General features: G+C 67.7%; 21 protein-coding genes. 8 read left to right on the top strand and 13 right to left on the bottom strand.

Annotated elements, in window-relative coordinates:
* The 4 genes from prpC to AC3FMM_RS08150 all read left to right on the top strand — a co-directional run.
* Positions 1-1,124, top strand: a 1,124-nt coding sequence (gene prpC, locus AC3FMM_RS08165; RefSeq protein ID WP_488686406.1) for a bifunctional 2-methylcitrate synthase/citrate synthase, incomplete at its 5' end; no start/stop codon positions are given.
* A gap of 131 nt (positions 1,125-1,255) precedes the next feature.
* Complete coding sequence (gene acnD / locus AC3FMM_RS08160) at positions 1,256-3,868, top strand: Fe/S-dependent 2-methylisocitrate dehydratase AcnD (RefSeq protein ID WP_115709540.1); 2,613 nt, start codon at positions 1,256-1,258, stop codon at positions 3,866-3,868.
* Positions 3,869-3,980: 112 nt separating this feature from the next.
* The gene (prpF, locus tag AC3FMM_RS08155; RefSeq protein WP_115709542.1) at positions 3,981-5,171 is read left to right on the top strand and encodes a 2-methylaconitate cis-trans isomerase PrpF; all 1,191 of its coding nucleotides are present in this window, start codon (positions 3,981-3,983) and stop codon (positions 5,169-5,171) included.
* 294 nt (positions 5,172-5,465) lie between these two features.
* Complete coding sequence (locus AC3FMM_RS08150) at positions 5,466-6,590, top strand: asparaginase (protein WP_116312593.1); 1,125 nt, start codon at positions 5,466-5,468, stop codon at positions 6,588-6,590.
* 101 nt (positions 6,591-6,691) lie between these two features.
* Here the strand turns inward: AC3FMM_RS08150 and AC3FMM_RS08145 are convergent, their stop codons facing one another.
* Positions 6,692-8,719, bottom strand: coding sequence for a galactose oxidase early set domain-containing protein (locus AC3FMM_RS08145; protein WP_488686405.1), 2,028 nt, complete (start codon positions 8,717-8,719; stop codon positions 6,692-6,694).
* A 495-nt stretch (positions 8,720-9,214) separates the two neighbouring features.
* On the bottom strand, positions 9,215-9,688 hold the full coding sequence (locus AC3FMM_RS08140; RefSeq protein ID WP_326346868.1) for a PaaI family thioesterase: 474 nt from the start codon (positions 9,686-9,688) through the stop codon (positions 9,215-9,217).
* 168 nt (positions 9,689-9,856) lie between these two features.
* Here AC3FMM_RS08140 and AC3FMM_RS08135 point away from each other — a divergent pair, with 168 nt between their 5' ends.
* Complete coding sequence (locus AC3FMM_RS08135; protein WP_326346869.1) at positions 9,857-10,108, top strand: DUF1289 domain-containing protein; 252 nt, start codon at positions 9,857-9,859, stop codon at positions 10,106-10,108.
* Positions 10,109-10,129: 21 nt separating this feature from the next.
* Here the strand turns inward: AC3FMM_RS08135 and AC3FMM_RS08130 are convergent, their stop codons facing one another.
* From AC3FMM_RS08130 to AC3FMM_RS08115, 4 genes are all read right to left on the bottom strand, one after another.
* The gene (locus AC3FMM_RS08130; protein WP_488686404.1) at positions 10,130-10,849 is read right to left on the bottom strand and encodes an MOSC domain-containing protein; all 720 of its coding nucleotides are present in this window, start codon (positions 10,847-10,849) and stop codon (positions 10,130-10,132) included.
* The gene (locus AC3FMM_RS08125; protein ID WP_115709547.1) at positions 10,846-11,553 is read right to left on the bottom strand and encodes a glutamine amidotransferase; all 708 of its coding nucleotides are present in this window, start codon (positions 11,551-11,553) and stop codon (positions 10,846-10,848) included. The genes AC3FMM_RS08130 and AC3FMM_RS08125 overlap by 4 nt, the downstream gene beginning before the upstream one ends.
* A gap of 132 nt (positions 11,554-11,685) precedes the next feature.
* Positions 11,686-14,145 (bottom strand): penicillin acylase family protein, encoded by a 2,460-nt coding sequence (locus AC3FMM_RS08120; RefSeq protein ID WP_488686403.1) that lies wholly within the window; start codon positions 14,143-14,145, stop codon positions 11,686-11,688.
* Between the two features lie 145 nt (positions 14,146-14,290).
* A complete protein-coding gene (locus tag AC3FMM_RS08115; RefSeq protein WP_326346873.1) occupies positions 14,291-15,724 on the bottom strand; it encodes an aldehyde dehydrogenase family protein in 1,434 nt (477 codons plus the stop codon).
* 222 nt (positions 15,725-15,946) lie between these two features.
* On the opposite strand from AC3FMM_RS08115, the gene AC3FMM_RS08110 reads away from it, so the two are divergent.
* Positions 15,947-16,549, top strand: coding sequence for a hypothetical protein (locus AC3FMM_RS08110; RefSeq protein WP_116312598.1), 603 nt, complete (start codon positions 15,947-15,949; stop codon positions 16,547-16,549).
* Between the two features lie 64 nt (positions 16,550-16,613).
* Here the strand turns inward: AC3FMM_RS08110 and AC3FMM_RS08105 are convergent, their stop codons facing one another.
* From AC3FMM_RS08105 to AC3FMM_RS08080, 6 genes are all read right to left on the bottom strand, one after another.
* On the bottom strand, positions 16,614-18,236 hold the full coding sequence (locus AC3FMM_RS08105) for an ABC-F family ATPase (protein WP_115709555.1): 1,623 nt from the start codon (positions 18,234-18,236) through the stop codon (positions 16,614-16,616).
* 192 nt (positions 18,237-18,428) lie between these two features.
* Positions 18,429-19,385: a muramoyltetrapeptide carboxypeptidase gene (ldcA, locus tag AC3FMM_RS08100; RefSeq protein ID WP_326346874.1), complete on the bottom strand. Its 957-nt coding sequence runs from the start codon at positions 19,383-19,385 to the stop codon at positions 18,429-18,431.
* Entirely contained in the window at positions 19,382-19,903 is a 522-nt protein-coding gene (tadA, locus tag AC3FMM_RS08095; RefSeq protein WP_240991289.1) for a tRNA adenosine(34) deaminase TadA, read from the bottom strand. The genes ldcA and tadA overlap by 4 nt, the downstream gene beginning before the upstream one ends.
* Before the next feature lie 110 nt (positions 19,904-20,013).
* The gene (locus AC3FMM_RS08090) at positions 20,014-20,490 is read right to left on the bottom strand and encodes a 6-pyruvoyl trahydropterin synthase family protein (RefSeq protein WP_115709560.1); all 477 of its coding nucleotides are present in this window, start codon (positions 20,488-20,490) and stop codon (positions 20,014-20,016) included.
* 147 nt (positions 20,491-20,637) lie between these two features.
* Complete coding sequence (queE, locus tag AC3FMM_RS08085) at positions 20,638-21,273, bottom strand: 7-carboxy-7-deazaguanine synthase (protein ID WP_115709561.1); 636 nt, start codon at positions 21,271-21,273, stop codon at positions 20,638-20,640.
* Between the two features lie 363 nt (positions 21,274-21,636).
* Positions 21,637-22,143 (bottom strand): DUF1993 domain-containing protein, encoded by a 507-nt coding sequence (locus AC3FMM_RS08080; RefSeq protein ID WP_115709562.1) that lies wholly within the window; start codon positions 22,141-22,143, stop codon positions 21,637-21,639.
* Positions 22,144-22,336: 193 nt separating this feature from the next.
* On the opposite strand from AC3FMM_RS08080, the gene AC3FMM_RS08075 reads away from it, so the two are divergent.
* Positions 22,337-22,738: a hypothetical protein gene (locus tag AC3FMM_RS08075; RefSeq protein ID WP_326346876.1), complete on the top strand. Its 402-nt coding sequence runs from the start codon at positions 22,337-22,339 to the stop codon at positions 22,736-22,738.
* Positions 22,739-22,747: 9 nt separating this feature from the next.
* Here the strand turns inward: AC3FMM_RS08075 and AC3FMM_RS08070 are convergent, their stop codons facing one another.
* The gene (locus AC3FMM_RS08070) at positions 22,748-23,368 is read right to left on the bottom strand and encodes a DUF2239 family protein (RefSeq protein WP_488686401.1); all 621 of its coding nucleotides are present in this window, start codon (positions 23,366-23,368) and stop codon (positions 22,748-22,750) included.
* A 182-nt stretch (positions 23,369-23,550) separates the two neighbouring features.
* On the opposite strand from AC3FMM_RS08070, the gene AC3FMM_RS08065 reads away from it, so the two are divergent.
* The gene (locus tag AC3FMM_RS08065; RefSeq protein ID WP_488686400.1) at positions 23,551-25,080 is read left to right on the top strand and encodes an FAD-dependent oxidoreductase; all 1,530 of its coding nucleotides are present in this window, start codon (positions 23,551-23,553) and stop codon (positions 25,078-25,080) included.
* Positions 25,081-25,140 lie beyond the last annotated feature (60 nt).

Genomic DNA, 25,140 nt, shown 5'->3' with positions numbered 1-25,140 from the left:
CCAAGAAATCCGTCGCGCTGTCGGGCGTGACCGCCGGCAACACCGCGCTGTGCACCGTCGGCCGCACCGGCAATGACCTGCACTACCGCGGCTACGACATCCTCGACATCGCCGAGACCTGCGAATTCGAGGAGATCGCCCACCTGCTGGTGCACGGCAAGCTGCCGACCAAATCCGAGCTGGCCGCCTACAAGGCCAAGCTGAAGTCGCTGCGCGGCCTGCCCGCCAACGTCAAGGCGGCGCTGGAATGGGTGCCCGCCAGCGCCCATCCGATGGACGTGATGCGCACCGGCGTGTCGGTGCTGGGCACGGTGCTGCCGGAGAAGGAAGACCACAACACCCCGGGCGCGCGCGACATCGCCGACCGGCTGATGGCCAGCCTCGGCTCGATGCTGCTGTACTGGTACCACTACAGCCACAACGGCCGCCGCATCGAAGTGGAGACCGACGATGACTCGATCGGTGGCCACTTCCTGCACCTGCTGCACGGCGAGAAGCCGTCGGCGCTGTGGGAGCGCGCCATGAACACCTCGCTCAACCTGTACGCCGAGCACGAGTTCAACGCCTCGACCTTCACCGCGCGCGTGATCGCCGGCACCGGCTCGGACATGTACTCGTCGATCGCCGGCGCGATCGGCGCGCTGCGCGGCCCCAAGCACGGCGGCGCCAACGAGGTCGCGTTCGAGATCCAGAAGCGCTACGACAACCCGGACGAGGCCCAGGCCGACATCACCCGCCGCGTCGAGAACAAGGAGGTCGTAATCGGCTTCGGCCACCCGGTGTACACCACCGGCGACCCGCGCAACCAGGTGATCAAGGAAGTGGCGAAGAAGCTGTCGAAGGACGCCGGCTCGATGAAGATGTTCGACATCGCCGAGCGCCTGGAAACGGTGATGTGGGACATCAAGAAAATGTTCCCCAACCTGGACTGGTTCAGCGCGGTCAGCTACCACATGATGGGCGTGCCCACCGCGATGTTCACGCCGCTGTTCGTGATCTCGCGCACCTCGGGCTGGGCCGCGCACATCATCGAGCAGCGCATCGACAACAAGATCATCCGCCCCAGCGCCAACTACACCGGACCGGAGAACCTGAAGTTCGTGCCGATCAAGGATCGCAAGTAAGACCGGCTGCCGGATTGCCCGCGGGTTGCATTGATCCGAGCCTGCGGGCAAAGGGGGTAGTTGGTCGCTCATCATCGAACGATGGGGGGCCCACTACCCCTTTTTCATACTTATATAGATTTCCCTACACCATGAATTCTGCAAACCGCAAACCGCTACCGGGCACCAAGCTGGATTACTTCGACGCGCGCGCCGCGGTCGAGGCCATCCAGCCGGGTGCCTACGACAAGCTGCCGTACACGTCGCGCGTGCTGGCAGAAAACCTGGTGCGCCGCTGCGACCCCGCCACGCTGACGGATTCGCTGAAGCAACTGATCGAGCGCAAGCGCGACCTCGACTTCCCGTGGTTCCCCGCGCGCGTGGTGTGCCACGACATCCTGGGCCAGACTGCGCTGGTGGACCTGGCCGGCCTGCGCGACGCCATTGCCGACCAGGGCGGCGACCCCGCCAAGGTCAACCCGGTGGTGCCGGTGCAGCTGATCGTCGACCACTCGCTGGCGGTGGAGTGCGGCGGCTTCGATCCCGATGCCTTCGCCAAGAACCGCGCGATCGAGGACCGCCGCAACGAAGACCGTTTCCATTTCATCGACTGGACCAAGAAGGCATTCAAGAACGTCGACGTGATCCCGCCGGGCAACGGCATCATGCACCAGATCAACCTGGAGAAGATGTCGCCGGTGATCCATGCTGACAACGGCGTGGCCTACCCCGATACCTGCGTAGGCACCGACAGCCACACGCCGCACGTCGATGCGCTGGGCGTGATCGCCATCGGCGTGGGCGGCCTGGAAGCCGAGAACGTGATGCTCGGCCGCGCCTCGTGGATGCGCCTGCCGGATATCGTCGGCGTCGAGCTGACCGGCAAGCGCCAGCCCGGCATCACCGCCACCGACATCGTGCTGGCCCTGACCGAATTCCTGCGCAAGGAAAAAGTGGTTGGCGCCTACCTGGAGTTCCGCGGCGAAGGCGCCTCGAGCCTGACGCTCGGCGACCGCGCCACCATCTCCAACATGGCCCCGGAATACGGCGCCACCGCGGCGATGTTCTTCATCGACGAGCAGACCATTGAGTACCTGCGCCTGACCGGCCGCACCGACGAACAACTCAAGCTGGTCGAGACGTACGCCAAGGCCGCGGGCCTGTGGGCGGATTCGCTGCAGAACGCCGAATACGAGCGCGTGCTGAAGTTCGACCTGTCGAGCGTGGTGCGCAACATGGCCGGCCCGTCCAACCCGCACAAGCGCCTGCCGACCTCGGCGCTGGCCGAGCGCGGCATCGCCGTGGACCTGGACCAGGCCCGCGCGCAGGAAGCCGAAGGCCTGATGCCCGATGGCGCGGTCATCATCGCCGCCATCACCAGCTGCACCAACACCAGCAACCCGCGCAACGTGATTGCCGCCGCGCTGCTGGCACGCAACGCCAATGCGCGCGGCCTGGCGCGCAAGCCGTGGGTCAAGTCGTCGCTGGCGCCTGGATCGAAGGCGGTCGAGCTGTACCTGGAAGAAGCCAACCTGCTGCCCGACCTGGAAAAGCTCGGCTTCGGCATCGTCGCTTTTGCCTGCACCACCTGCAACGGCATGTCCGGCGCGCTCGATCCGAAGATCCAGCAGGAAATCATCGACCGCGACCTGTACGCGACCGCCGTGCTGTCGGGCAATCGCAACTTCGACGGCCGCATCCACCCGTACGCCAAGCAGGCCTTCCTGGCCTCGCCGCCGCTGGTGGTGGCCTACGCCATCGCCGGTACCATCCGCTTCGATATCGAAAAGGATGTGCTGGGCACCGACCAGGACGGCAAGCCGGTGTACCTGAAGGACATCTGGCCGAGCGACGAAGAGATCGACGCGATCGTCAAACAGAGCGTGAAGCCCGAGCAGTTCCGCAAGGTCTACGAGCCGATGTTCGCGCTGACCGCGGACACCGGGGAGAGCGCCGCGCCGCTGTACGACTGGCGCCCGCAGAGCACCTATATCCGCCGCCCGCCGTACTGGGAAGGCGCGCTGGCCGGCGAGCGCACGCTGCAGGGCCTGCGTCCGCTGGCGGTGCTGGGCGACAACATCACCACCGACCACCTGTCGCCGTCCAACGCCATCCTGCTGAACAGCGCGGCGGGCGAGTACCTGGCCAGGATGGGCCTGCCGGAAGAGGACTTCAACTCGTACGCGACCCACCGCGGCGACCACCTGACCGCGCAACGCGCCACCTTCGCCAACCCGACGCTGATCAATGAAATGGCCGTGGTCGACGGCCAGGTCAAGAAGGGTTCGCTGGCGCGCATCGAGCCGGAAGGCAAGGTGGTGCGCATGTGGGAAGCGATCGAGACCTACATGGACCGCAAGCAGCCGCTGATCATCATCGCCGGCGCGGACTATGGCCAGGGCTCGTCGCGCGACTGGGCCGCCAAGGGCGTGCGCCTGGCCGGCGTGGAAGCCATCGTCGCCGAGGGCTTCGAGCGCATCCACCGCACCAACCTGATCGGCATGGGCGTGCTGCCGCTGGAGTTCAAGCCGGGCGTGAACCGCCTGACCCTGGGGCTGGACGGCACCGAGACCTACGACGTGATCGGCGCACGCCAGCCGCGCGCCACGCTGACGCTGGTGGTGCATCGCAAGAACGGCGAGCGCGTGGAAGTGCCGGTGACCTGCCGCCTCGACAGCGACGAGGAAGTGTCGATCTACGAGGCCGGCGGCGTGCTGCAGCGGTTTGCGCAGGACTTCCTGGAGTCGAACAAGGCGGCGGCTTAACTCGTTGCCGAGTGTTTGCGCCCCTCTCCCGCGTGCGGGAGAGGGGCGCGTCCGCAAGGGGTGCCGGTTGCGATCGGCTTCCTTCGCATACCTAACCATGACATTCATTCCCATGGCCCACGTACCCCAGATCAAGATCCCCGCCACCTACATCCGTGGCGGCACCAGCAAGGGCGTGTTCTTTCGCCTGCAGGACCTGCCCGAGACCGCGCAGGTTCCCGGTCCGGCCCGCGACGCGCTGCTGCTGCGCGTGATCGGCAGCCCCGACCCGTACGGCAAGCAGATCGACGGCATGGGCGCGGCCACCTCCAGCACCAGCAAGACCGTGATCCTGTCGAAGAGCACGCGTCCGGACCACGATGTCGACTACCTGTTCGGCCAGGTCTCGATCGACCAGCCCTTTGTCGACTGGAGCGGCAACTGCGGCAACCTGTCGGCCGCGGTCGGTCCGTTCGCGATCAGCGCCGGCCTGGTCGACCCGAGCCGCATTCCGCAAAACGGCGTGGCCGTGGTGCGCATCTGGCAGGCCAATATCGGCAAGACCATCATCGGCCACGTGCCCATCACCAACGGCGAAGTGCAGGAAACCGGTGACTTCGAACTCGATGGCGTGACCTTCCCCGCCGCCGAAGTCCAGCTCGAATTCATGGACCCCGCGGCCGAGGAAGAAGGCGCCGGCGGGGCGATGTTCCCGACCGGCAACGTGGTCGATGACCTGGAAGTGCCGGGCGTCGGCACGCTCAAGGCCACCATGATCAACGCCGGCATCCCGACCATCTTCGTCAATGCCGAGAGCATCGGCTACACCGGCACCGAGCTGCAGGACGCCATCAACAGCGACACCAAGGCGCTGGCGATGTTCGAGACCATCCGCGCCTACGGCGCGCTGCGCATGGGCCTGATCAAAAACGTCGACGAGGCGGCCAAGCGCCAGCACACGCCCAAGGTGGCGTTCGTGGCCCGGCCGGTGGACTACACCGCCTCCAGCGGCAAGCAGGTGGGCGCGGCCGATGTTGACCTGCTGGTGCGCGCGCTCTCCATGGGCAAGCTGCACCACGCCATGATGGGCACGGCCGCGGTGGCGATCGGCACTGCGGCGGCCATCCCCGGCACGCTGGTCAACCTTGCCGCGGGCGGCGGCGAGCGCAATGCGGTGCGTTTCGGGCATCCGTCCGGCACCCTGCGGGTCGGCGCCGAGGCGCAGCAGGTCGACGGCGAATGGGTGGTCAGGAAGGCCATCATGAGCCGCAGCGCGCGCGTGCTGATGGAAGGCTGGGTGCGCGTGCCGGGCGACGCGTTCTGAGCTGGTTGCAACAGAAACCGCCGGGGCCGGCAAGCCTCGGCCGGCCCGGCGATGTATGCGCCTGAAGTTATGGGAAAGGCGATTTTATGCCGAATCGGCATAACCCTTGCGCCGCCCTTCCACCGCGAATTTCTCCTCACGTATAGTCTCTGCCGCTGCCTGAACCGGACCCTGCACCAGAGGCCCGGCCGCGGGCAGCCACCGACTGAACACGGACGGCACCATTCCACCCATAAGGTATGTCGTGCCGCTTCCAGTACGGGCCACACGTTCGTATAGATACCGAGGAGAACCATGAAACATTCCGCCCGCGTCACCACGCTGGCCGCTGCCCTGCTGTCGGCGAGCCTGATCACCGGCGCCGCCCACGCCCAGCTCGCGCCCGCGGCCCAGCCTGCCGCCGCCGCTGCCACGGCCCCGGCCGAAGCGCGCAAGGCCAACATCGTCATCATTGGCACCGGCGGCACCATTGCCGGCGCCGGCGCGGCGGCGACCAACACCGCCGCCTACCAGTCCGCCGTGGTCCCGGTCGACAAGATCATCGCCTCGGTGCCGGAAATCTCCAAGGTCGCCAACGTCAAGGGCGAGCAGATCTTCCAGATCGGCTCGGAGAGCTTCAACAATGAACGCCTGCTCAAGCTGGCCAAGCGCGTGTCGGAACTGCTCAAGCAGCCTGATGTCGACGGCATCGTGATCACGCACGGCACCGACACCATCGAGGAAACCGCGTATTTCCTCAACCTGACGCTGAAGAGCGACAAGCCGGTGGTGGTGGTCGGCTCGATGCGCCCGGGCACCGCACTGGGTGCCGACGGCGCGCTGAACCTCTATGACGCCGTGCTGGTCGCCTCCAACCCGGCTTCGAAGGGCAAGGGCACGCTGGCGGTGCTGAACGACGAGATCCACACCGGCCGCGACGTTTCCAAGACCAACACCTTCAAGACCGAGACCTTCCGCTCGCCGTTCGGCCCGCTTGGCTACGTGGTGGAAGGCCGCACGCTGTTCTACCGCCTGCCGGCACGGCCGCACACGGTGCAGACGCAGTGGGACATCGACAAGATCGACAAGCTGCCCGAGGTGGCGGTGGTCTATGCCTACGGCAACGCCAACCCGGCCGCGGTCGATGCCGCGGTGAAGAGCGGCGCCAAGGCCATCGTCTACGCCGCCACCGGCAACGGCAGCGTCGGCGACTACATGGTCGAGCCGCTCAAGGCCGCGCGCGCCAAGGGCGTGCACATCGTGCGCGCGTCGCGCACCGGCAGCGGCGTGGTGGTTCGCAACGCCGAGCAGCCGGACGACAAGTACGACTGGATCGTCACCGACGACCAGCTGCCGCAGAAGGCGCGCATCCTGATGGCGCTGGCGCTGACGCAGACCAACGACAGCAAGGCGCTGCAGCAGGTGTTCTGGAAGTACTGATCCAGGGCAGCACCGGGGTCGTCCAGCGGCCATCTCCTGGTCGATCCCGGAACTCAGGCGCTTCCCGACCCGCGGCCGGGCCGGGAAACCGAGGGGCGCCATCAATCCGGCTCAGGGTCGCTCGTGAGCTTGAGCACCAGATGCCGGCCGTCGCTGACCGCACCGTTGCTGCCGACGACGTACAGCAGGTAATCGCCGGCGATCGCCAGCCCCGGCAGCGGCGGCGCGGTGACTTCGAGCTTGCGGCCTTGCTGCGCGAACGGCAGCTTCACGTACCGGTTGCCCCAGGTCCAGTTGTGCGTGACCGGACCGGTGCGGATCATCGCTACCGATGCCACCTCCGTGCCGGAGACCTCCAGCTTGAACTTGTTGCCGTGGCGGATGCTGGGCGGCGCATTGTCGATGACCGGCTTCGCCCCCTTGAAGAAGTAAGGCGGCTTGTACTGCTCAAGCACCGGGACGGCGGCATCCCGCTGCGCCTGCGTCTGCGGCGATCCCGGAATCAGGTTGACGCGGTTGCCGCCCATGACCCACACCACCCCATTGGGCATCAGCAGCGCGGTGGAGTGATCGTGCCTTGGTACGGGAGACGACACGAGATCGGTCCGGCTGCCATCCGCCGGATTGAACATCTGATAGCGCAGGCTGTTCGTGCTTCCGCTGGCGCCTCCAACCACCAGCAGTTTCCCGTCCGGCAGCGCCACTACATTGTTCTGCGTGGCCGGCTGGATGAGACTGGCGAGGGGCTTCCATTTCGGCGTCGCGCTGGAAAAATCGATCGTTTCCGCGACTGCCGAGTCGGGCGTGTTGCCCCCGCTCGATCCGCCAAACAGAAAGACCTCCTGCGACCAGCTGCCATCCGCGCGAATCGTCACCATCAGCACGCCGGCGCCGCTGTCGTGGCCATTCTGGGCGGTGTCGACGAAGGTCCAGTGATTCTGCGCGCGCGTGGCGATCAGCGGATCGGCAAGCGCGCCCTGGACGTCGAGCAGATAGGTATTGCCGCTGTAGAAGAACGGATCGTATCCACCGATATTGAGGCCGCCCGGCTGGCCCGGCAGCGGCGGCACCACCTCGGCCGTGACCGCGACCTTCCAGTCCTTCTCGTTCGGGCCGGTCTGGACAACAAAGGCGCGCGGATACATCGGCAACTGCTTCCACGCGTTTTCCAGCGCGACCGTCGTGTCGGTCTTGGGGTCGTAGACTTCCGGCACGCCCTGGCGCACCTTGGTGCTGCCGGCGTTGGCCGGCCCCACGCTGGTGTCCTGGTCGGAGCCGGACAGCACCAGGATCCTGCCGTCCGGCAAGGTCACCGCGGTCGGGTACCAGCGCTGGTATTTCAGGTCTGACGACGCCGGCGGATCGGTGTTGTTTTCGTTGAGCGGATCGCAGTGAGACAGCACGCCGGTCGGGTCCATTTCATAGCCGATTCTGACGCAGGGCATCGGCCTTGGTACCCAGGCCCCGGTTTTCGGGTCGAATATGTTGACCTTCCTGCCGCCGTTGTTGCCGCCCTTGTCATGCAGCCCCACCACGTAGATCCGGCCATCCGCGCCGGACACATGCCCATTGCAAAACAGGTTATAGCCCAGGCCCCTGGAAAATCCGGCATCCGTGAAGAACCGGTCGGTGCTGCTGATCTCCGCGCTGGTCAGGTCGGCGATGGCGTTCTTGGTGAACACGCCGGTATCGATCATCGACTGCAGTCCGCACACATCTAGCATCTGCGCGTTTTCGCGCTCCAGATCCGGGCCGTAGCGCGACCAGCCGCTCTCGTCGAGCTGGCCAAGGCCGAAGCCGCCCTGTACCAGCTCGATGTATTTCTGATTGAATCCCGGAAATACATTGCTGCCGGGAACCGGCGGATTGAGATAATGTTTTGGCTTATATTCCGAGGGCCGCATCCAGACCAGCATGTTGGGGCAGGTCGAATATTTCTTGTTCCATATCAGCGTGGCATGGATAAAATCCTTGTGCGCCGGAACCAGGCCGCTCTTTTCTCCACATACCGCCGGACCGGCTTCGGGACAATCAACGGCCGCCCGCGCAGGGCCTGCCGGCACGACGAGCAGCCATAGCGAGCACGTGCCCGCCGCTGCCGCCGCGAAAGTTTTTTGCACGGTCTTCATGCCACACCTCCTTCGAGACTATTGCCCCAAAGACCCGGATTTTTTCAATTTTTTTAGCTTTTCTTTAAATGCATAAATGTTGTTGGCGCGCAGCATTGCACCGCCTTTTTTTGCGCATCCGGTGGTGAGCATAAAATCAGTTTAGGCAGCGTTGTGGCGCGCTGATACATGACCGATGCACACATGGGCGTGCGCGTATGTGGCCCGCCGCACAGACGCGACGCGGTATATCTGCCTTGGCTTGGGTACTGGTCAAGCCGGCCGGATCGACGCAGCTGACCGGCTCATGATGGCCCGTAGTGTTCTGTGGTTCAGGCGGGATATGTCTATAGGCCGAACGCTGGCCCGCGTTCCAACCGAACACAAGCGAAATCGAAGCCGCTCAACTGGGGGCAGATCGCGCCAGTGCAGCTGGCGCGGCCAGGCGTGGAGGGGTCACTGTTGGCGGTTAATTGCGTTAATAAGTTCTGGGCATACGGATCCCAGCCCCCCGGCTCAGAACATGGCACTGCTCATCAAGGCCCTGGCAACCAGCACGCCTTCGTCGGGCACTTCGGCGTACACCGAGACATCCGTCACAACCTGCCGGCGGCCGCGCCGGGCCACCGATGCCACCGCCCGCAGCGCGGCACCTTGCGCCGGCGCCAGGTACTGGATCGACAGCGAACCGGTCGCCCCGCCCTTCACCTCGTCGGCACTGGCACCGGACGCAGCCGCGGCCGCGCCGGCAATGTCGATCAATGTCGCGATGACGCCGCCGTGCACGATGCTGCCGTGGGTCACGTTGGTCGGCAGGAACGGCATCTCCAGCTCGACATGGTCCGGCGCCAGGCTGGCCAGCCGCACGCCGAGGGCACGCGCCACGGGAGATCCCAGCAGCACGTTGTCGACCATGGCGCGCATGCGCGGGTCGACGCCGGCCGGGCGGCGGTCTTGTGACAGGGACACGGCGGCGATGGTATGGGGCATGGCTGGACTCCTGAAAAGGCGCAATTCCTGTCGCAGCGTAATGGCGCCTGCCGTATGGCTCAATGACGTCCGAGGTAATCCCCGCCCCCACGGCACGGCCTTTGGCCGGGCTGCCGCTGCGGTCCCGATATAATGGGCGGCCGTTTTACCTTCCGCCCTGCCGCCACCATGCCGTCACCTTACGAATCCGCCCCGCTCCGCCCCGAACCGGACCACGGCAGCACGGATTCCACGCTGTCCGAGCGCCCGGACAGCCCCTGCATCGGCATCTGCTCGACCTTGTTCGACGAGGTGTGCCAGGGCTGCGGTCGCACCGCGGCCGAGGTCAGCAACTGGGTATTTTTCAGCGACGAGGAAAAGCAGCTGGTGTGGGAACGGATCACACGCGAAGGCACCGGCAAGCGTTTCCGCCAGGGCTGAGCCGCGCTCACCCGTAGCCCGTCATTCGCCGGACAGGCGCCGCTCCATCGATTCGACTTCGCGCCGCTCCAGGCGCTGCCGTGCCAGCTTGCGCCAGCTTTCGGCCAGCGGTGCCAGCGCGGCCATTTCCTCCAGCGCGTCATAGTCGAGCCGCTCGACATACAGCACCTGCAGCAGACGGTGCAGCGACCATCCGGGACAGGGCCGCGCCACCAGTTCCAGCATATCGCCCGCGGCCACGTCGCCGGTTTCCAGCACGCGGTAGTACCAGCCGGTGCGCAGGCTCTGCTGCACGGCGCGCGACATGCCCGCATAGCCGAAGCGGTGGTTGAGCTTCCAGCACGGCTGGCGCGCCTGCGACACCTCGACCCGCGCCGTGCCCAGGCGGAATTGGTCGCCGATGCAGACGTCCGCTTCGGTCAGGCCCGTGGTGCTCAGGTTCTCGCCGAAGGCGCCAGGCGTGTCGAGGACGCCGTCGGCTGACGCGCCCTGTTCCCGCAGCGTCAGGCGCCACGCCGGGTAGTGGTCGAAGGCATAGTGGTGCAGCGCCTTTTCCGGGCCGCCGTGGTGGCGCGGATCTCCCTGCCCGTCGCCCTCGAGCCCGGTGGCGGTCAGGCGCAGCCGTGCGCGCGTTGCGGCCTTGGCAATGCCGCTGGGTACGCCCTTGGGTCCGAACGGGCGCACGGCGCCGGTCAGCACCGCATCGACCGGCACGCGGATGGCGGATAGCGGCTGGCTCATAGTCCGGCTTGCTCCAGCCAGCGCGCGAACATGCGTTCCCCCGCCGCCGCCACGGTGGCGCCGACCTGCGCGGTGCGCGCGCGGATAGTGCGCGGGTCGATGCCGGCCTTGCCCAGTTCGACGGTATGGCCGATCAGCCAGGCCTCGATATCGCGCGGCATGACCTCGGGGTGGAACTGCAGCGCCAGCACCTGGTTGCCGATGGCATAGGCCTGGTTCGGCACCGCCGCGGTCGAGGCCAGCAGCTGCGCGCCGGCGGGCAGGTCGAAGGTGTCGCCGTGCCAGTGCAGGACTTCCCATTGCGCCGCGGCCAGCTCGGCCAGCGCCGAATCCTGCCCGGCCGGCGTCGGCGTGATCGGCGCCCAGCCGATCTCGCGCGGGCCGGGGTAGACCCTGGCGCCGGCGGCGCGCGCGATCAGCTGCGCGCCCAGGCAGACGCCGATGAGCTTGCCCCCGGCACCCAGGCGCTGGCGGATCAGCGCGATTTCCGCTTCCAGCCACGGATAGGCATCGGTCTCGTAGACGCCGATGGGGCCGCCGAGCACCAGCAGCAGGTCGGCCGGCTCGCTGGCGATGGGGCCAAGTTCGTCGACGCCGGCCTGGAACACCCGCAGCGTGTGTCCGCGCGCGCGCAGGGCGTTGCCGATCACGCCCGCATGCTCGAAGGCGACGTGCTGGATCACATGGGTGGTACGCGTTGTCATCAGGGACTCCTTGCCGGGCGTGAGGGAGATAAAGGCCCTCATGTTAGCGTCTGTCGCCAACTGCCGGCGGACGACCCGGGCACGACCTCGCCAGTTTGAGAACCTTCCCAGCGAGGCATGCCGCGGTCCGCGCTATTTTGTCGCAGGCGCCAGCACCAGGGCGTCCGCCGCGCCCTGCCGACCGTGGGCTGCCGCCGGCGGCATGGTGATGTACTCCACCGCCGCCCACTTGCCGATCCAGTCGCGGTAGCGCGGCAGCAGCGCATTGCCGGACTGCCCGGTGGAGTCCATGAAGCGCGACGCCGCCAGGTCGGACAGGTCATAGAGCGCGCGCACGCTGGCCGCGTGGGTGTTTTCGAACGGCGCCTTGTCGTCGCGCAGGTTGTGCCGGCCGACGTTGACCGTGTAGGTGTCGCCGCCGGTCGGCACGCGCAGGTTGAACAGCGGCGCCAGGTAGCCGACCTTGCCGAACGGCCGGTGCTCCAGCCGCGCCGCATGGGCCTCGCCCCAGCGCCAGCGCGCGGGGTCGTCACCATAGCGGCGCGACAGGTCCGCCATGGCCTGGGCCCAGGCGTCGGCCACGGCATCGTCGCAACTCTCGGCCGGGCCGGTATGGGGCCGGTCGCACCAGAACGCGCCCAGCTTGCGCGGATCGCGCAGGATGTTCAGCATGGGCTGCTGCACGTTGCGCTGGTCCCACAGGCGCACGAAGATCGCCTCGCCGGTCTTCTCCTCGAACAGCCGGCGCGACAGCTCGCGCAGCCATGCGGTGACCACCAGCGGCTCGGCGCGCGCGGGGTCCATGGTGCCGTCCCACTGGCGCAAGGCCTGCAGCAAGGCGCGTTCGCGCGCCGGGCGCGCGGCGTCGTTGCTGACCGGCGCGGCCAGCAGCAGCGGCAGGGCATCGCGCACCGCCAGCGAGACCACGTCCTTCTGGATCGCGGCAAAGCTGTCGAAGCTGTGCTTCGGCGTGGCCGCCAGCAGCGTGCGGATGCGGTCGAAGCGATACGGCACCGTCCATTCGCTGGTGATGAAGTACGGATAGTCGGGCGCGACGATGCGCTGGTTGGCCGTCACGATCACGCCCCCGGCGGGGTTGTACTGGTGCGGCAGCGCCTCGAACGGGATAAAGCCGGTCCAGTCGTAGCGCGCATCCCAGCCGGGTGCCGGCGCCAGGCCCTTGAGGTCGTTGTCGGCGCGGCGCAGCGGCACGCGGCCCGGCGCGTAGAAGCCGATATTGCCGTCGACGTCGGCATAGACGATGTTCTGCTGCGGCGAGTGGAAGTCGCGCAGCGCGTTGGTAAAGCTGTTCCAGTCGCGCGCCTGGTTCAGCCGCAGCCCGGCGAGGAAGGTACGGTCATCCGCGCGCAGCGCGGTCCACTGGAATGCCACCACGTATTGCGCACCCAGCGGCGCGGCGGCGCTGGTAAGCGACTCGGCCACGTCGGAAATCACCGGCCCGTGGCGCGTGCTGCGGACCTTCAGCGTCACGTCGGCGGCGCCCTTGACGCGGATGGTTTCGGTGCGGGTCTCGAACGCGGCCCAGCCCTGCGGCGTCTGGTACTGGGTGTCGTTGCCCGGACGCACGCGCTCGATATACAGGTCCTGCACATCCGGCGCGGTATTGGTCAGCCCCCAGGCGATCCGGTCATTGTGGCCCAGCACCACCAGCGGCATGCCGGGCAGCGTGGCGCCAGCCACCTCGAGCCCGGGCGCGCTCAGGCGCGCGAAGTACCACAGCGCCGGCGCCTGCAGCCCCAGGTGCGGATCGTTGGCCAGCATCGGCTTGCCCGATTGCGTGTGCGCGCCCGACACCACCCAGTTGTTCGAGCCCATGCCCTCGACATAGCCCGGCGGGGCCTTGTCGCCGACGCTGGCCATCGCGCTCGCCAGCGGCGCCAGCTGCCGGTACAGATGGCCATAATCCATGGTGCGTACCGGCTGCTCGCCCGGATACGGCGCCAGCAGTTCGCTGATGCGGGCCACCGGCAGCACCTGCGCCAGCCGCATGCGCAGCGTCTCCTGGGTCCAGTTGCCGCCCAGGTCCCATGCCATCATGGTCTGCCAGCCCAGCGTGTCGGCCGGTTCCCAGCGCTCGGGCCGGGTGCGCAGCAGCAGGAACTCCGGCGGCAGCGGGCCCTGGCGCCGGTCGATCCATGCATTGACGCCGTCGGCATAGGCCTGCAGCGCCGCGCGCGCCTCGGGCGACGCCTGCGCGAGGATGGCCTCGGCGTTGCGCCGCACGCCCAGCGTGCGCAGGAACTTGTCGTTATCGACGGCGGACGGGCCCAGGATCTCCGCGAGCCGGCCGGCGACGATGCGCTTGTTCATCTGCATCTGCCACAGGCGGTCCTGCGCATGCACGTAGCCCAGCGCGAACCACGCATCGACCTTGCTGGCGGCGCGGATATGCGGCACGCCCTGGCTGTCGCGCACCACCGTGACCGGTTCGCGCAATCCGGCCAGCACCTCGTTGCCCGACACCGGCGGCTGCGCCGCGTGGCGATACCAGGCCAGCGCGCCTGCGGCGCCGGCCACCGCCAGCCCCAGCAGCACTGCCAGCCATCTGGTCAGCCGACCGAACCCGCGCATCGTTGCTCCCCCTTTTCTCGTTGTCATGGCTTTCCGCGCACTGTCGCGCATTATCCGCGCATTTTCCACGTACGCCGCGCACGAAAAAATGCCCGGACCGGCCGGGCATTTTCCAACGCTGCTGTGCTGCTTGCCCGCGCGCCCGTCAGGCGGCGGACTTCTTCAGCTGCAGCGACTTGTACTCGAGGAATTCCTCCAGCCCATACTTGCCGGCTTCGCGCCCGTTGCCGGACTGCTTGTAGCCGCCGAACGGCGCCTGCATGTTGAACGGTCCGCCGTTGATATCGACCTGGCCGGTGCGGATGCGGCGCGCCACGCGGATCGCGCGGGCCTCGTCGCCGGACCAGACGCCGCCGCCAAGGCCATAGATGCTGTCGTTGGCGATGCGCACCGCATCTTCCTCGGTGTCATAGCAGATGATCGACAGCACCGGCCCGAAGATCTCTTCCTGCGCCACCGTCGCGCGCGGCTCGACGTTGCCGAGCACGGTCGGCTTGACGTAAAAGCCCTGGTCCAGCCCTTCCGGGGTCTCGGGGCCGCCGGCCACCAGTTCGGCGCCCTCTTCCAGGCCGCGGCGGATATAGCCGGTCACGCGGTCCTTCTGCACCGCGGAGATCAGCGGGCCCAGCTTGCTGGTTTCCTGCAGCGGATCGCCCACGGTAAAGCCGGCCACCACCTTCTGCGCGATCGCCTTGACTTCGTCGTAGCGTGCGCGCGGCACCAGCATGCGGGTGTGCGCCGAGCAGGTCTGGCCGGAGTTGAGGAAGCAGGCATTGATGGTGCCCTTGACCGCCGCCGGCAGGTCGGCATCGTCCAGGATCACCGAGGCCGACTTGCCGCCCAGCTCCAGCGCGACGCGCTTGACGGTCTGCGCCGCCAGCTCGGACACGCGCTTGCCGGCGCGGGTGGAGCCGGTGAACGACACCATGTCGACTTCCGGATGGCTGGCCAGCACCTCGCCCACCACCGGGCCGTAGCCGGTCACCAGGTTGAACACGCCGGGCGGCAGCCCCGCGGCCTCGATCACCTCGGCCAGCACGAAGGCATTGAGCGGCGCCACCTCGGACGGCTTGAGCACCACGGTGCAGCCCGCGGCCAGCGCCGGCGCCACCTTCAGCGTGATCTGGTTGAGCGGGTAGTTCCACGGCGTGATCGCGCCGACCACGCCCACCGGCTCGCGCACCACCAGCGAGTTGCCGACTTCTTCCTCGAAGTGGAAGCCTTCCAGCAGCCTGGCGGCCTGGCCCCAGTTGTAGACCGGGCCGCCCACCTGGATTGCGCGCGCCAGCTTGATCGGCATGCCGACTTCGCCGGCGATCAGCTGGGCCAGTTCTTCGCTGCGCGCCTTCAGTCCTTCGGCGATCCTGGCGATATAGCCCGCCCGCACTGCCGGCGGCGTTGCCGACCAGCCGTCGAAGGCCGCGCGCGCGGCCTGGATGGCGTCTTCGGCGTCGCGCGCCGAGCCTTCGGGAATCGTCCCCATCACCGCCTCGGTGGCGGAATGGATGACATCGATCTTGCCGGTGCCGTGGGGCGCAACCCACTTGCCGTTAATGAAGAGTTTGTCTCGTTGTTGCATGGCCACAGTTCTCGGTTTGGTGAATTGGCGATTGCAATTTTTTGTTACTTTTATGGTGCACGCACATTGTAGAGCGGATTCCGGCCCATGTTATGGCGCTGCGGAAAACGGCGCCGGCCGTGCCAGCCGCTGCGCACAAGAACATGGCGATAATCGGCCGCGGGTGACAGGCGGGAGACTCGCCACGGCGCGCGCACATAACAAGACTAAGGGGACAAAGGCATGGTCGATCCGATCTACCGAAAGACCGAGGCGGGACAGGACGAAATCCGCAGCCGCGCGCGCAAGCTGGACCACAAGCTGCGCGCGCTGCTGCTGATGGTCAACGGCGAGCGCCGCGAGCAGGCATTGCTGGCGCAGGTGGCGGGCATGGGGATCGGCCCCGAGGCCATGGCATCGCTGCTGGCCCAGGGGCTGGTCGAAGCCGTCGCCGAGCCGGCACCGCCGCGCGCCGCCGCGCCGCAAGAACCCGCGCGTGTCGCGCCGCCGGCTGCCGACACCAACCTGTTCTCGGTCTACGCGATGCGCCATGCACCGCCGGCCGAGGTAGCGGCGCCGCCGCACACCAGTGAAGCCGCGGCCCACTCGCCCGCCGAGATCCAGGCGTACCAGCGCCTTTACCACTTCTATACCGACGTGATCGGGCAGCATCTCGGGCTGCGCGGCTACATGCTGCAGGTGAAGGTGGAGAAGGCCGCCGACCTGCCCGCGCTGATGGCGCTGCGCGAACCGCTGCACGCGGCGCTGCTCAAGGCGCGGGGCGACATCACCGCCCGCGCCATCATGGCGCAGCTGGACCAGGTCCGCGACGGCAGCGCCGCCTGACCCGCCGGCCCGGACAACAAAAAGGCCGCCCGGAGGCGGCCTTCCACATGAAGCGGGATGACGCTCAGCCGTCGATGCCCTGCGACTGCAGGTACTCGTCGTACGTGCCCAGGTAGTCGGTCAGCGTGCCGTCGGTGCGCACTTCAATGATGCGCGTGGCCAGGCCGCTGACGAACTCGCGGTCGTGCGAGACGAAGATCAGCGTGCCCTGGAACTTGTCGAGCGCGATCTGCATCGACTCGATCGATTCCATGTCCATGTGGTTGGTCGGCTCGTCCAGTGCCAGCACGTTGTGGCGGCCCAGCATCAGCTTGCCCCAGATCATGCGGCCCTTCTCGCCGCCGGACAGCACCTTGACGTTCTTCTTGATGTCGTCGGCCGAGAACAGCAGGCGGCCCAGCGTGCCGCGCAGCGAGGTCTCGTCATCGCCGGCCTGGGTCCACTGGCTCATCCAGTCCATCACGTCGCGGTCTACCGGGAACTCCTCGTAGGTGTCCTGCGGCATGTAGCCGACGTTGGCGTTCTCGGCCCACTTGACCGTGCCGCGGTCCACCTCGACGCCGCGCTGCACGCCGGTCTGCACCGCGCCGTTCAGCAGGCTGCGCAGCAGCGTGGTCTTGCCCGCGCCGTTCTCGCCGATGATCGCCACGCGCTCGCCGGCCTGGATCGCCAGCGACAGGTTGTTGATGATCTTGCGGTCGTAGCTCTTGGTGATGCCTTCGACCTCGACCGCCAGGTTGTGCAGCTTCTTCTCGAACTCGAAGCGGATGAACGGGTTCTGGCGCGACGACGGCTTGATGTCCTCGACCTTGATCTTCTCGATCTGCTTGGCGCGCGAGGTCGCCTGGCGGGCCTTGGACTTGTTGGCCGAGAAGCGGCGCACGAAGTCCTGCAGCTCGCTGATGCGCTCCTTGGCGCGCGCGTTGGCGGCCATCTGGCGCTCGCGGGCCTGCATCGACGCTTCCATGTAGTCGTCGTAGTTGCCCGGATAGACCTTGAGCGTGCCGTAATCCATGTCGGCCATGTGGGTGCAGACCGAGTTCAGGAAGTGGCGATCGTGCGAGATGATGATCATGGTGGAGTTGCGCTCGTTGAGCACGGTCTCCAGCCAGCGGATGGTGTTGATATCCAGGTTGTTGGTCGGCTCGTCCAGCAGCAGCACGTCCGGGTTCGAGAACAGTGCCTGCGCCAGCAGCACGCGCAGCTTCCAGCCCGGCGCCACGTCGCTCATCGGGCCCTGGTGCTGCGCGGTGGGGATGCCCACGCCCAGCAGCAGTTCGCCGGCGCGCGCCTCGGCGGTGTAGCCGTCGTATTCGGCGTACTTGGCCTCCAGCTCGGCGGCCTTCATGTAGTCTTCGTCGGTCGCTTCCGGGTTGGCGTAGATGGCGTCGCGCTCCTGCGCGGCGGCCCACATCTCGGTGTGGCCCATCATCACCACGTCGAGCACGCGCATGTCTTCATAGGCGAACTGGTCCTGGCGCAGCTTGCCCAGGCGGATGCCCGGCTCCAGCATGACGTTGCCCGACGACGGCTCGAGGTCGCCGCCCAGGATCTTCATGAAGGTGGACTTGCCGCAGCCGTTCGCGCCGATCAGGCCGTAGCGGTTGCCCTCGCCGAACTTGACCGAGATATTCTCGAACAACGGCTTGGGGCCGAACTGCATGGTGATGTTTGCGGTAGAAAGCACGTCTGGAACCTTGTCTGGAGATTGTGGCGCCGCGGCGCGGGCCGGAAGGATTCCGGCAGCCATGGCCGGCGTTGCGGCACGGGCCACGCCGGGTTCATGCGAGAACCCGGCAGGAAATCAGGAAATAACCGCGCATTCTATCATCCGGACGCATTCCTTGCGACCGGAGCAGCGCGGCGGCGAGCCGCGGGCTCAGGCCAGCGGCGGCAGCACCGGATAGCCCGAGAACGCCATGCTGAAGCCGTCGGCACGTGCTGACAGCCGCACCTGTGCACCGACCGGCAGCGTCAGCTTGCGGGCGCAATGTCCGAACGGCAGGCCGGTCAGCACCGGCACCGGCAGCTGCTCGCGCAGGTAGGCCACCACGGCGTCCATGTCATAGCCGTTGTCGTAGTCGGTGACGCGGTAGTTGGAGAAATCGCCCAGCACGATGGCCCGCTGCGCGCCCAGCACGCCGGCCTGCTGCAGCTGGAGCAGCATGCGCTCGACCCGGTAAGGGGGCTCGTTGATGTCTTCCAGAAACAGCACCCCGCCCTGCACTTGCGGCATGAACGGCGTGCCCAGCAGGCTGCACAGCATCGCCAGGTTGCCGCCCCACAGCGTGCCCTCGACGCTGCCGGAGAACGGCTGGCCGCCCGACTGCGGCGCGGCGATGTCGACGCGGTAGGCCGGATTCCGCAGGATGCCCTCGAAGTGCTCCCACATATAGGCGTCGACGCCCTCGGCGCCAAAGTCCGCCAAGAGCATCGGCCCGGCAAAGGTGACGCCGCCGGTGGCCGCCAGGTAGGCCAGCTGGAACGCGGTGAAGTCGCTGTGGCCGACGATGGGCGTGCCGCTGGCGCGCGCCTGCGTGGCAATGCGGGCAAAGTCGACTTGTGCCAGCAGGCGCGCGATGCCGTAGCCCCCGCGCACCGCCAGCGTCAGTTCATGCGGCACGCCGGTGCCGATCGCGTGCAGGTCGGCCAGCCGCTCCGCGTCGGTGCCGCCGAAGCGCAGGTAGCGCCGCGCCAGCACGTCCGGGTTGGTCATGTGGTAGCCATGGTGCTTGAGCCAGGCGCAGCCCCGCGCGGCGATGGCGACATCGTGCGGATACCCGGACGAGGCGATCAGTCGGACTTCGGTATGCGGCCTGCTGTTCGGCATGCTCATGCTTCAGTGTCGTGGTTCTGGTCAGGTGCGGCGGCCGGCGCCGGCTGGCGTGCCGCCTTCTGTGCCGCCTTCTGTGCCGCCTTCTGCGCGCGGCGCCGGGCGCCGAAGAAATCCTTCAGCATCTGGCCGCATGGGTCGGCCAGCACGCCGCCGGCGATGGTGGTCTGGTGGTTGAGCTGCGCCTGTTCGAACAGGTTGACCACGCTGCCGGCGGCGCCGGTCTTGGGATCGCTGGCCCCGAACACCACATGGCGCAGCCGTGCGTGCAGGATCGCGCCGCTGCACATGGCGCACGGCTCCAGCGTCACGTACAGCTCGCACTCGGGCATGCGGTAGTTGCCGATGACCTGGGCGGCGGCGCGCAACGCCTGCATTTCGGCGTGCGCCGACGGATCGACCGAGCGGATCGGCAGGTTGTGGCCGCGCGCGATGATGGTGTCATTCCAGACCACCACCGCACCCACCGGCACTTCGCCCGCGGCTTCGGCCAGGCGGGCCTCTTCGAGCGCGGCGCGCATGTAGCGCGCGTCGCGCTCGGCGGCTTGCGCCGGATCGTCCGGCAGCGCGGGCGGCGCGCGCAGCGGCAGGGGTGGTGGCAGCGGCGGCGGCTGGGTCATTCGTCGCCCGCTCAGTCCTGCGCGGGCAGCACCGCCGGCGCGCTGACCTCGGCCCAGCAGTTGGGCGTTTCGAACAGCACCAGCCTGGTCAGCTGCAGCTGGTGGCCGAAGCAGTCCTTGAACACCGGCGCCAGGATGTCGAAGGCCACCTGGGCCAGGTTCTCGACCGTCGGAATAGCGTCCAGCACCACGGTCTTGTGCCCTTCCATCGATTGCAGGAAGTTCAGCAGCGCGGTGTCGCCGCGGTAGATCAGGAAGGCGTGGTCCCACTTGCTGACCAGGTGCTCGTTGGCGAGCGCCTTGATGTCGCCGAAATCCAGGATCATGCCGTCATCCGAGGCGCCCTCGCGGTGCAGCACCTCGCCCGACAGCGTCAGGTCCAGCCGATAGCGGTGGCCGTGGATATTGCGGCACTGCCCGCAGTGGTTGGGGATGCGGTGGCCGGAGTCGAACTCCAGCCGGCGGGTGATGGAAACTTGTTTGCTCATGTGTACCGGCGCCGGTGCCGGCGGCCTGCGTTGAAGCGGACGCCGCGCGTGCGTCCGAAGCCTCTATTGTGGACTGAATTGCCTGCTTGATGCTGGCCTGATGGCTGGCCAAGCGGCTCGCGCGCAGCTGGCCAGCGGCACTGCCGCTCAGCGGATCCCCAGCAGCTTGTGGGTCTGCAGCGACAGCCGCCAGCGCGGGTGGCGCTGGCAGAAGGCCACCGCGGCGGCGGTATTTTCGCGCGCCAGCGGACCGTCCATGGCCTGCACCAGGAAATGGCGGAAATCAAGCTTCTCGTATGCGGCAAAGTCCTGCCCTTCCTGCGGGATCACCACCTTCAGCTCGTCGCCGCGCGTGACCACCAGCTCCGAACCCATCTTGGGGCTGACGCAGACCCAGTCGATGCCCGGCGGCACGGCGATGGTGCCGTTGGTCTCGATCGCGATCTCGAAGCCCTGCGCGTGCAGCGCGTCGATCAGCGGTGCGTCGAGCTGCAACAGCGGCTCGCCCCCGGTGCAGACCACCAGCGGCTTGCCGCCGGCGCCCTGCGGCCACTCCGACGCGACCACCGCGGCCAGTTCCCCGGCGCTGCGGTACTTGCCGCCGCGCGTGCCATCGGTGCCGACGAAATCCGTATCGCAGAACTGGCACACCGCGCTGGCGCGGTCTTCCTCGCGGCCGCTCCACAGGTTGCAGCCGGCAAAGCGGCAGAACACCGCGGCGCGACCGGCGTTGGCGCCTTCACCCTGCAGCGTATAGAAGATTTCCTTGACGGCGTAAGTCATGCGTGGGGTCTCTCTTGGACCGTAAACAGCGGTTCGGCAGCGTCTTGCTGGCCGGGGTTCAGTAAAGGATGGGCAGGGCCGGAGCCGGACCTCGCGCCGCGTGGTCACATTGGCGCGTGGTCGCGCCCTCGATGTGGACCGGAACGTATCGATCGGGGCGGCTGTGCTGGCAGCGCGGGGCTGCCGGGTGGGGCTGTCCTGGCCTGTCGCAGGCTGCGCCCGGCATGGGCCGGACGTGCTGAAAGTATACCAGAGGCCCCAGGGTTTCCGCTTGGCCGCCGCAACCGGGTCCGCCCCGGCAAAGGTGATGTACAGCGCGCGCCGGGCCCACGCCGGCCCGGCCCGCGCCGGCCCGTTGCGTGCCTACTTCAGCCCGAGGTAGTCGCGCTTGCCGATCTGCACGCCCTGGTGGCGCAGGATGTCGTAGGCGGTGGTCACGTGGAAATAGAAATTGGGCAAGGCAAAGCCGAGCAGGTAGGACTTGCCGTCGAAGCGCAGCGGGCCCTGCGGCAGCTTCAGTTCGACCACGCGCTGTTCGCTGCCTTCCAGCTGCGCCGGCATGATCTGCTCCAGGAACACGATGGTGCGGCCGATGCGGTCCTGCAGTTCCGCAAAGGTGGTTTCGGTATCGGCAAACGACGGCACCTCGATCCCGGCCAGCCGCGCGGCGCAGCCCTTGGCGGCATCGCTGGCACGCTGCACCTGCGCCGGCAGCGGGTCCATGTCGGCAATCAGGCGGGTCTGGATCAGGTCGGCCGGGTCCATCCCCTGCGCTTGCGCATGCGCCGCGCCCTTGGCGAGGATCGCGTCGAGGTTGCCCAGCGCGCGGATAAACGGAGGGATCGAAACGTCGTACATCGAAAGTGCCATGGAGGGTCTCCTGTGCAGGGGGCGGGTTTCTTGTCTTGCGGCCCCTTGGGCATGCGGACCGCAGCCGCGAGCATAGACCGGATCGGCCTTCGCTGCCGGACTGTGCGCCGCTGGCCGGCAACCTGCATTAACATAGCCAGCCACCGCCCCCGCAATCTTGCAATCCAGCCGCCCTGCCCAGCCCGCGCCCGACATGAACGCGCCGTTCCCTCTCCGCACGGAATGCCCGCCCGGTGCCTGCATCTGCGGGCGCGAAGCGCTGCTGAGCGACCCCGATGCCGACCTGCGCGTGCTGCGCCTGACGCGCGCCGAGGAAAAGCGGCTGGTCGAACGGCTCGAGAGCCTGACCAGCCTGGACGAGCTGCAACGGATGGAGGGCCTGATGCAGGCCCAGCTCGGCATCGTGCTCAGCATCACGCCCAGCGCGCGCGGCGTGCGCACCGTGCGCGGCATCAGCATCCAGGTGCTGGAGCAGCCCGGCCTGTGCCGCAAGATCCGCCAGTCGATCCCGTCGGCGATCCGGCGCAGCATGGAGGCACACCCCGAGATCGCCTACGCGATCGTCGATGCGCACGACCTGCTGGGCGGGGCCTGAGCGCGCCGCTCAGCCGTTGCTGTCCGCCAGCCCCAGCGCGTGTTCGCGCACATCCGCCGGCCAGTCCGCGATCTGCCGGGCGAACCCTTCCAGGTCGTTGGCGAACAGCGCCCGGCTCGCCTCCTCGAAGCCGGCCAGGTCGCCGGCAATCGCCACCATGAAGTGATAGGCGCGCTCGCTGGCGGCGCGGCTGCGGTCCTTGCCGGCGTGATCGCGGCGCGCCTGCTCGACCAGCTTGCGCAGCGCCACCGACGCGCCGCCGGGCTGCGCGGCCAGCCATTCCCAGTGGCGCGGCAGCAGCGTCACCTCGCGCGACACCACCCCCAGCTTTGGCCGGCCCCGGACGCGCGGTTCGGCCGCTTCCGGGGCATCGGCGCCCTCGCCGGCCGCCGGCTGCGGCGCGGCCAGCTGCGCCGCGCGCACTGCCGACCGTTCAACAATCTCGTCGTCGGTGCCGCTGGTATCCAGGTCGATCGAGCGGCCGGTGCTGTCGTCGAATACCAGCACCGGCCCGGCCGCGCCGTTGTCCAGGGCCCGTCTTAGCGCCAGCGCGTTGTCCGGCAGCGGACCCGAGGCGATGCGGCGGTGACCGTCGAAGGTGGTGAAGTGGTAAGGCGCGGGTGCGGTCATGGCAGGTCTGCGAAAGAGAAACAGGAACATCGCCAAATATTACCCGGATAAAATAAGAAGTCAATATTACCCGGGTAATTTTATGTCGCTCCGGGCCATCTGGCTGTAGGACCGCGCCGGATACCTGCGCCGGCATCGCTGACCTATCACTGAGACATAGGCAGAACAGGAGGCCGGGCGGCATGACGATTTCATACTGGGCAGCCGGGACAACCCTTTCCAGCCCGCCGCTGGACGGCGACGCGACCTGCGACGCCTGCGTGATCGGCGCGGGCATCGCCGGGCTGTCGGTCGCCTATGAACTTGCCGCCGCCGGACAGGCCGTGATCGTGATCGATGCGGACGGGCCTGGCGCGGGCGAAACCGGCCGCACCACCGCGCACCTGATGACGGCCTTCGACGATTACTTTTTCTACATCGAGCGCCATCTCGGCCATCAGGCGGCACGGCAGGTGGCGCAGAGCCACGCGGCGGCGGTGGCGCGGATAGAGTCGATCTGCGCAGCGGAGGCCATCGACTGCGACTTCCGCCGCGTCGATGGCTTCCTCTTTGCCGAATCGTCCGATGGCGAGGACCTGCTCTCCCGGGAACTGGATGCCGCGCACCGGGCCGGGCTCGACGAGGTCGAGCGGGTCAGCGACGTGCCGACCGGCAAGGTGGCGCTGCGCTCGGCGCTGCGGTTCCCGCGGCAAGGGCAGCTCCACCCGCTGCAGTACCTGGGCGGCCTGGTCGACGCAATCCAGCGCCGCGGCGGCAAGGTCTACGGCAAGACCCGCGCCGTGGAAGTCGACGACGGCCGGCCCGCTAACGTGCGCACCGACAGCGGCGCGCGCATCGAGGCCGGCAATGTCATCGTTGCCACCAATACGCCGTTCATCGACCGCTTTGCCATCCATACCAAGCAGGCCGCGTACCGGACCTTCGTGGTGGGCATGAAGGTGCCGCGCGGCAGCATGCCGCCGTGCCAGTTCTGGGACACGCTCGATCCCTACCATTACGTGCGCATCGCCGGCGACCTCGATGCCGGCTACCAGCTGCTGATCAGCGGCGGCGAGGATCACAAGGTCGGCCAGGCCGACGATGCCGGGCAGCGCTTCGGCAGGCTGGTCGACTGGACCCGCCAGCGCTTTCCGGTGGTCGACGAACCCGTGTTCGCGTGGTCGGGCCAGGTGATGGAGCCCGTCGACGGGGTCGCCTTTATCGGCCGCAACCCCGGCGATACCAATGTCTATGTCGTCACCGGCGATTCCGGTAATGGCATGACCCACGGCGCCATTGCCGGCATGCTGATCCGCGACCAGATCACCGACCGCACCAATGACTGGGCCGATCTTTACGATCCCTCGCGCAAGTCGGTGACGGCCGTGGTCGAGTATGCGCGCGAGAACGCCAACGTGGTGGCCCAGTACGCCGACTGGCTCGGCAAGGACGACGGCGTCGCGCTCGATGCCATCGCCCCGGGCGACGGGCATGTGGTCAAGGCCGGCGGCCGCCACCTGGCCGCATTCCGCGATGCGGATGGCGGCCTGCACACCTTCGACGCCGCCTGCCCGCACCTGAAATGCCTGGTCCAGTGGAACAGCCTGGAGCAGTCCTTCGATTGCCCCTGCCATGGCTCGCGCTTCGACGTCGATGGCACGGTGCTGCATGGTCCGGCGAAGGGTGGACTGGAACCCGTCGAGGTGACACGGGACGACCAGCGCCATCATTGAACGGGGAGGCACGCCGCGCCGGCGCGGCGAACGCAAGGGCCCTTGCGCGCCCTGCACTCA

Source organism: Cupriavidus sp. 207A1 (assembly GCF_057798955.1).
This window is presented reverse-complemented; position numbering and strand designations above follow the sequence as displayed.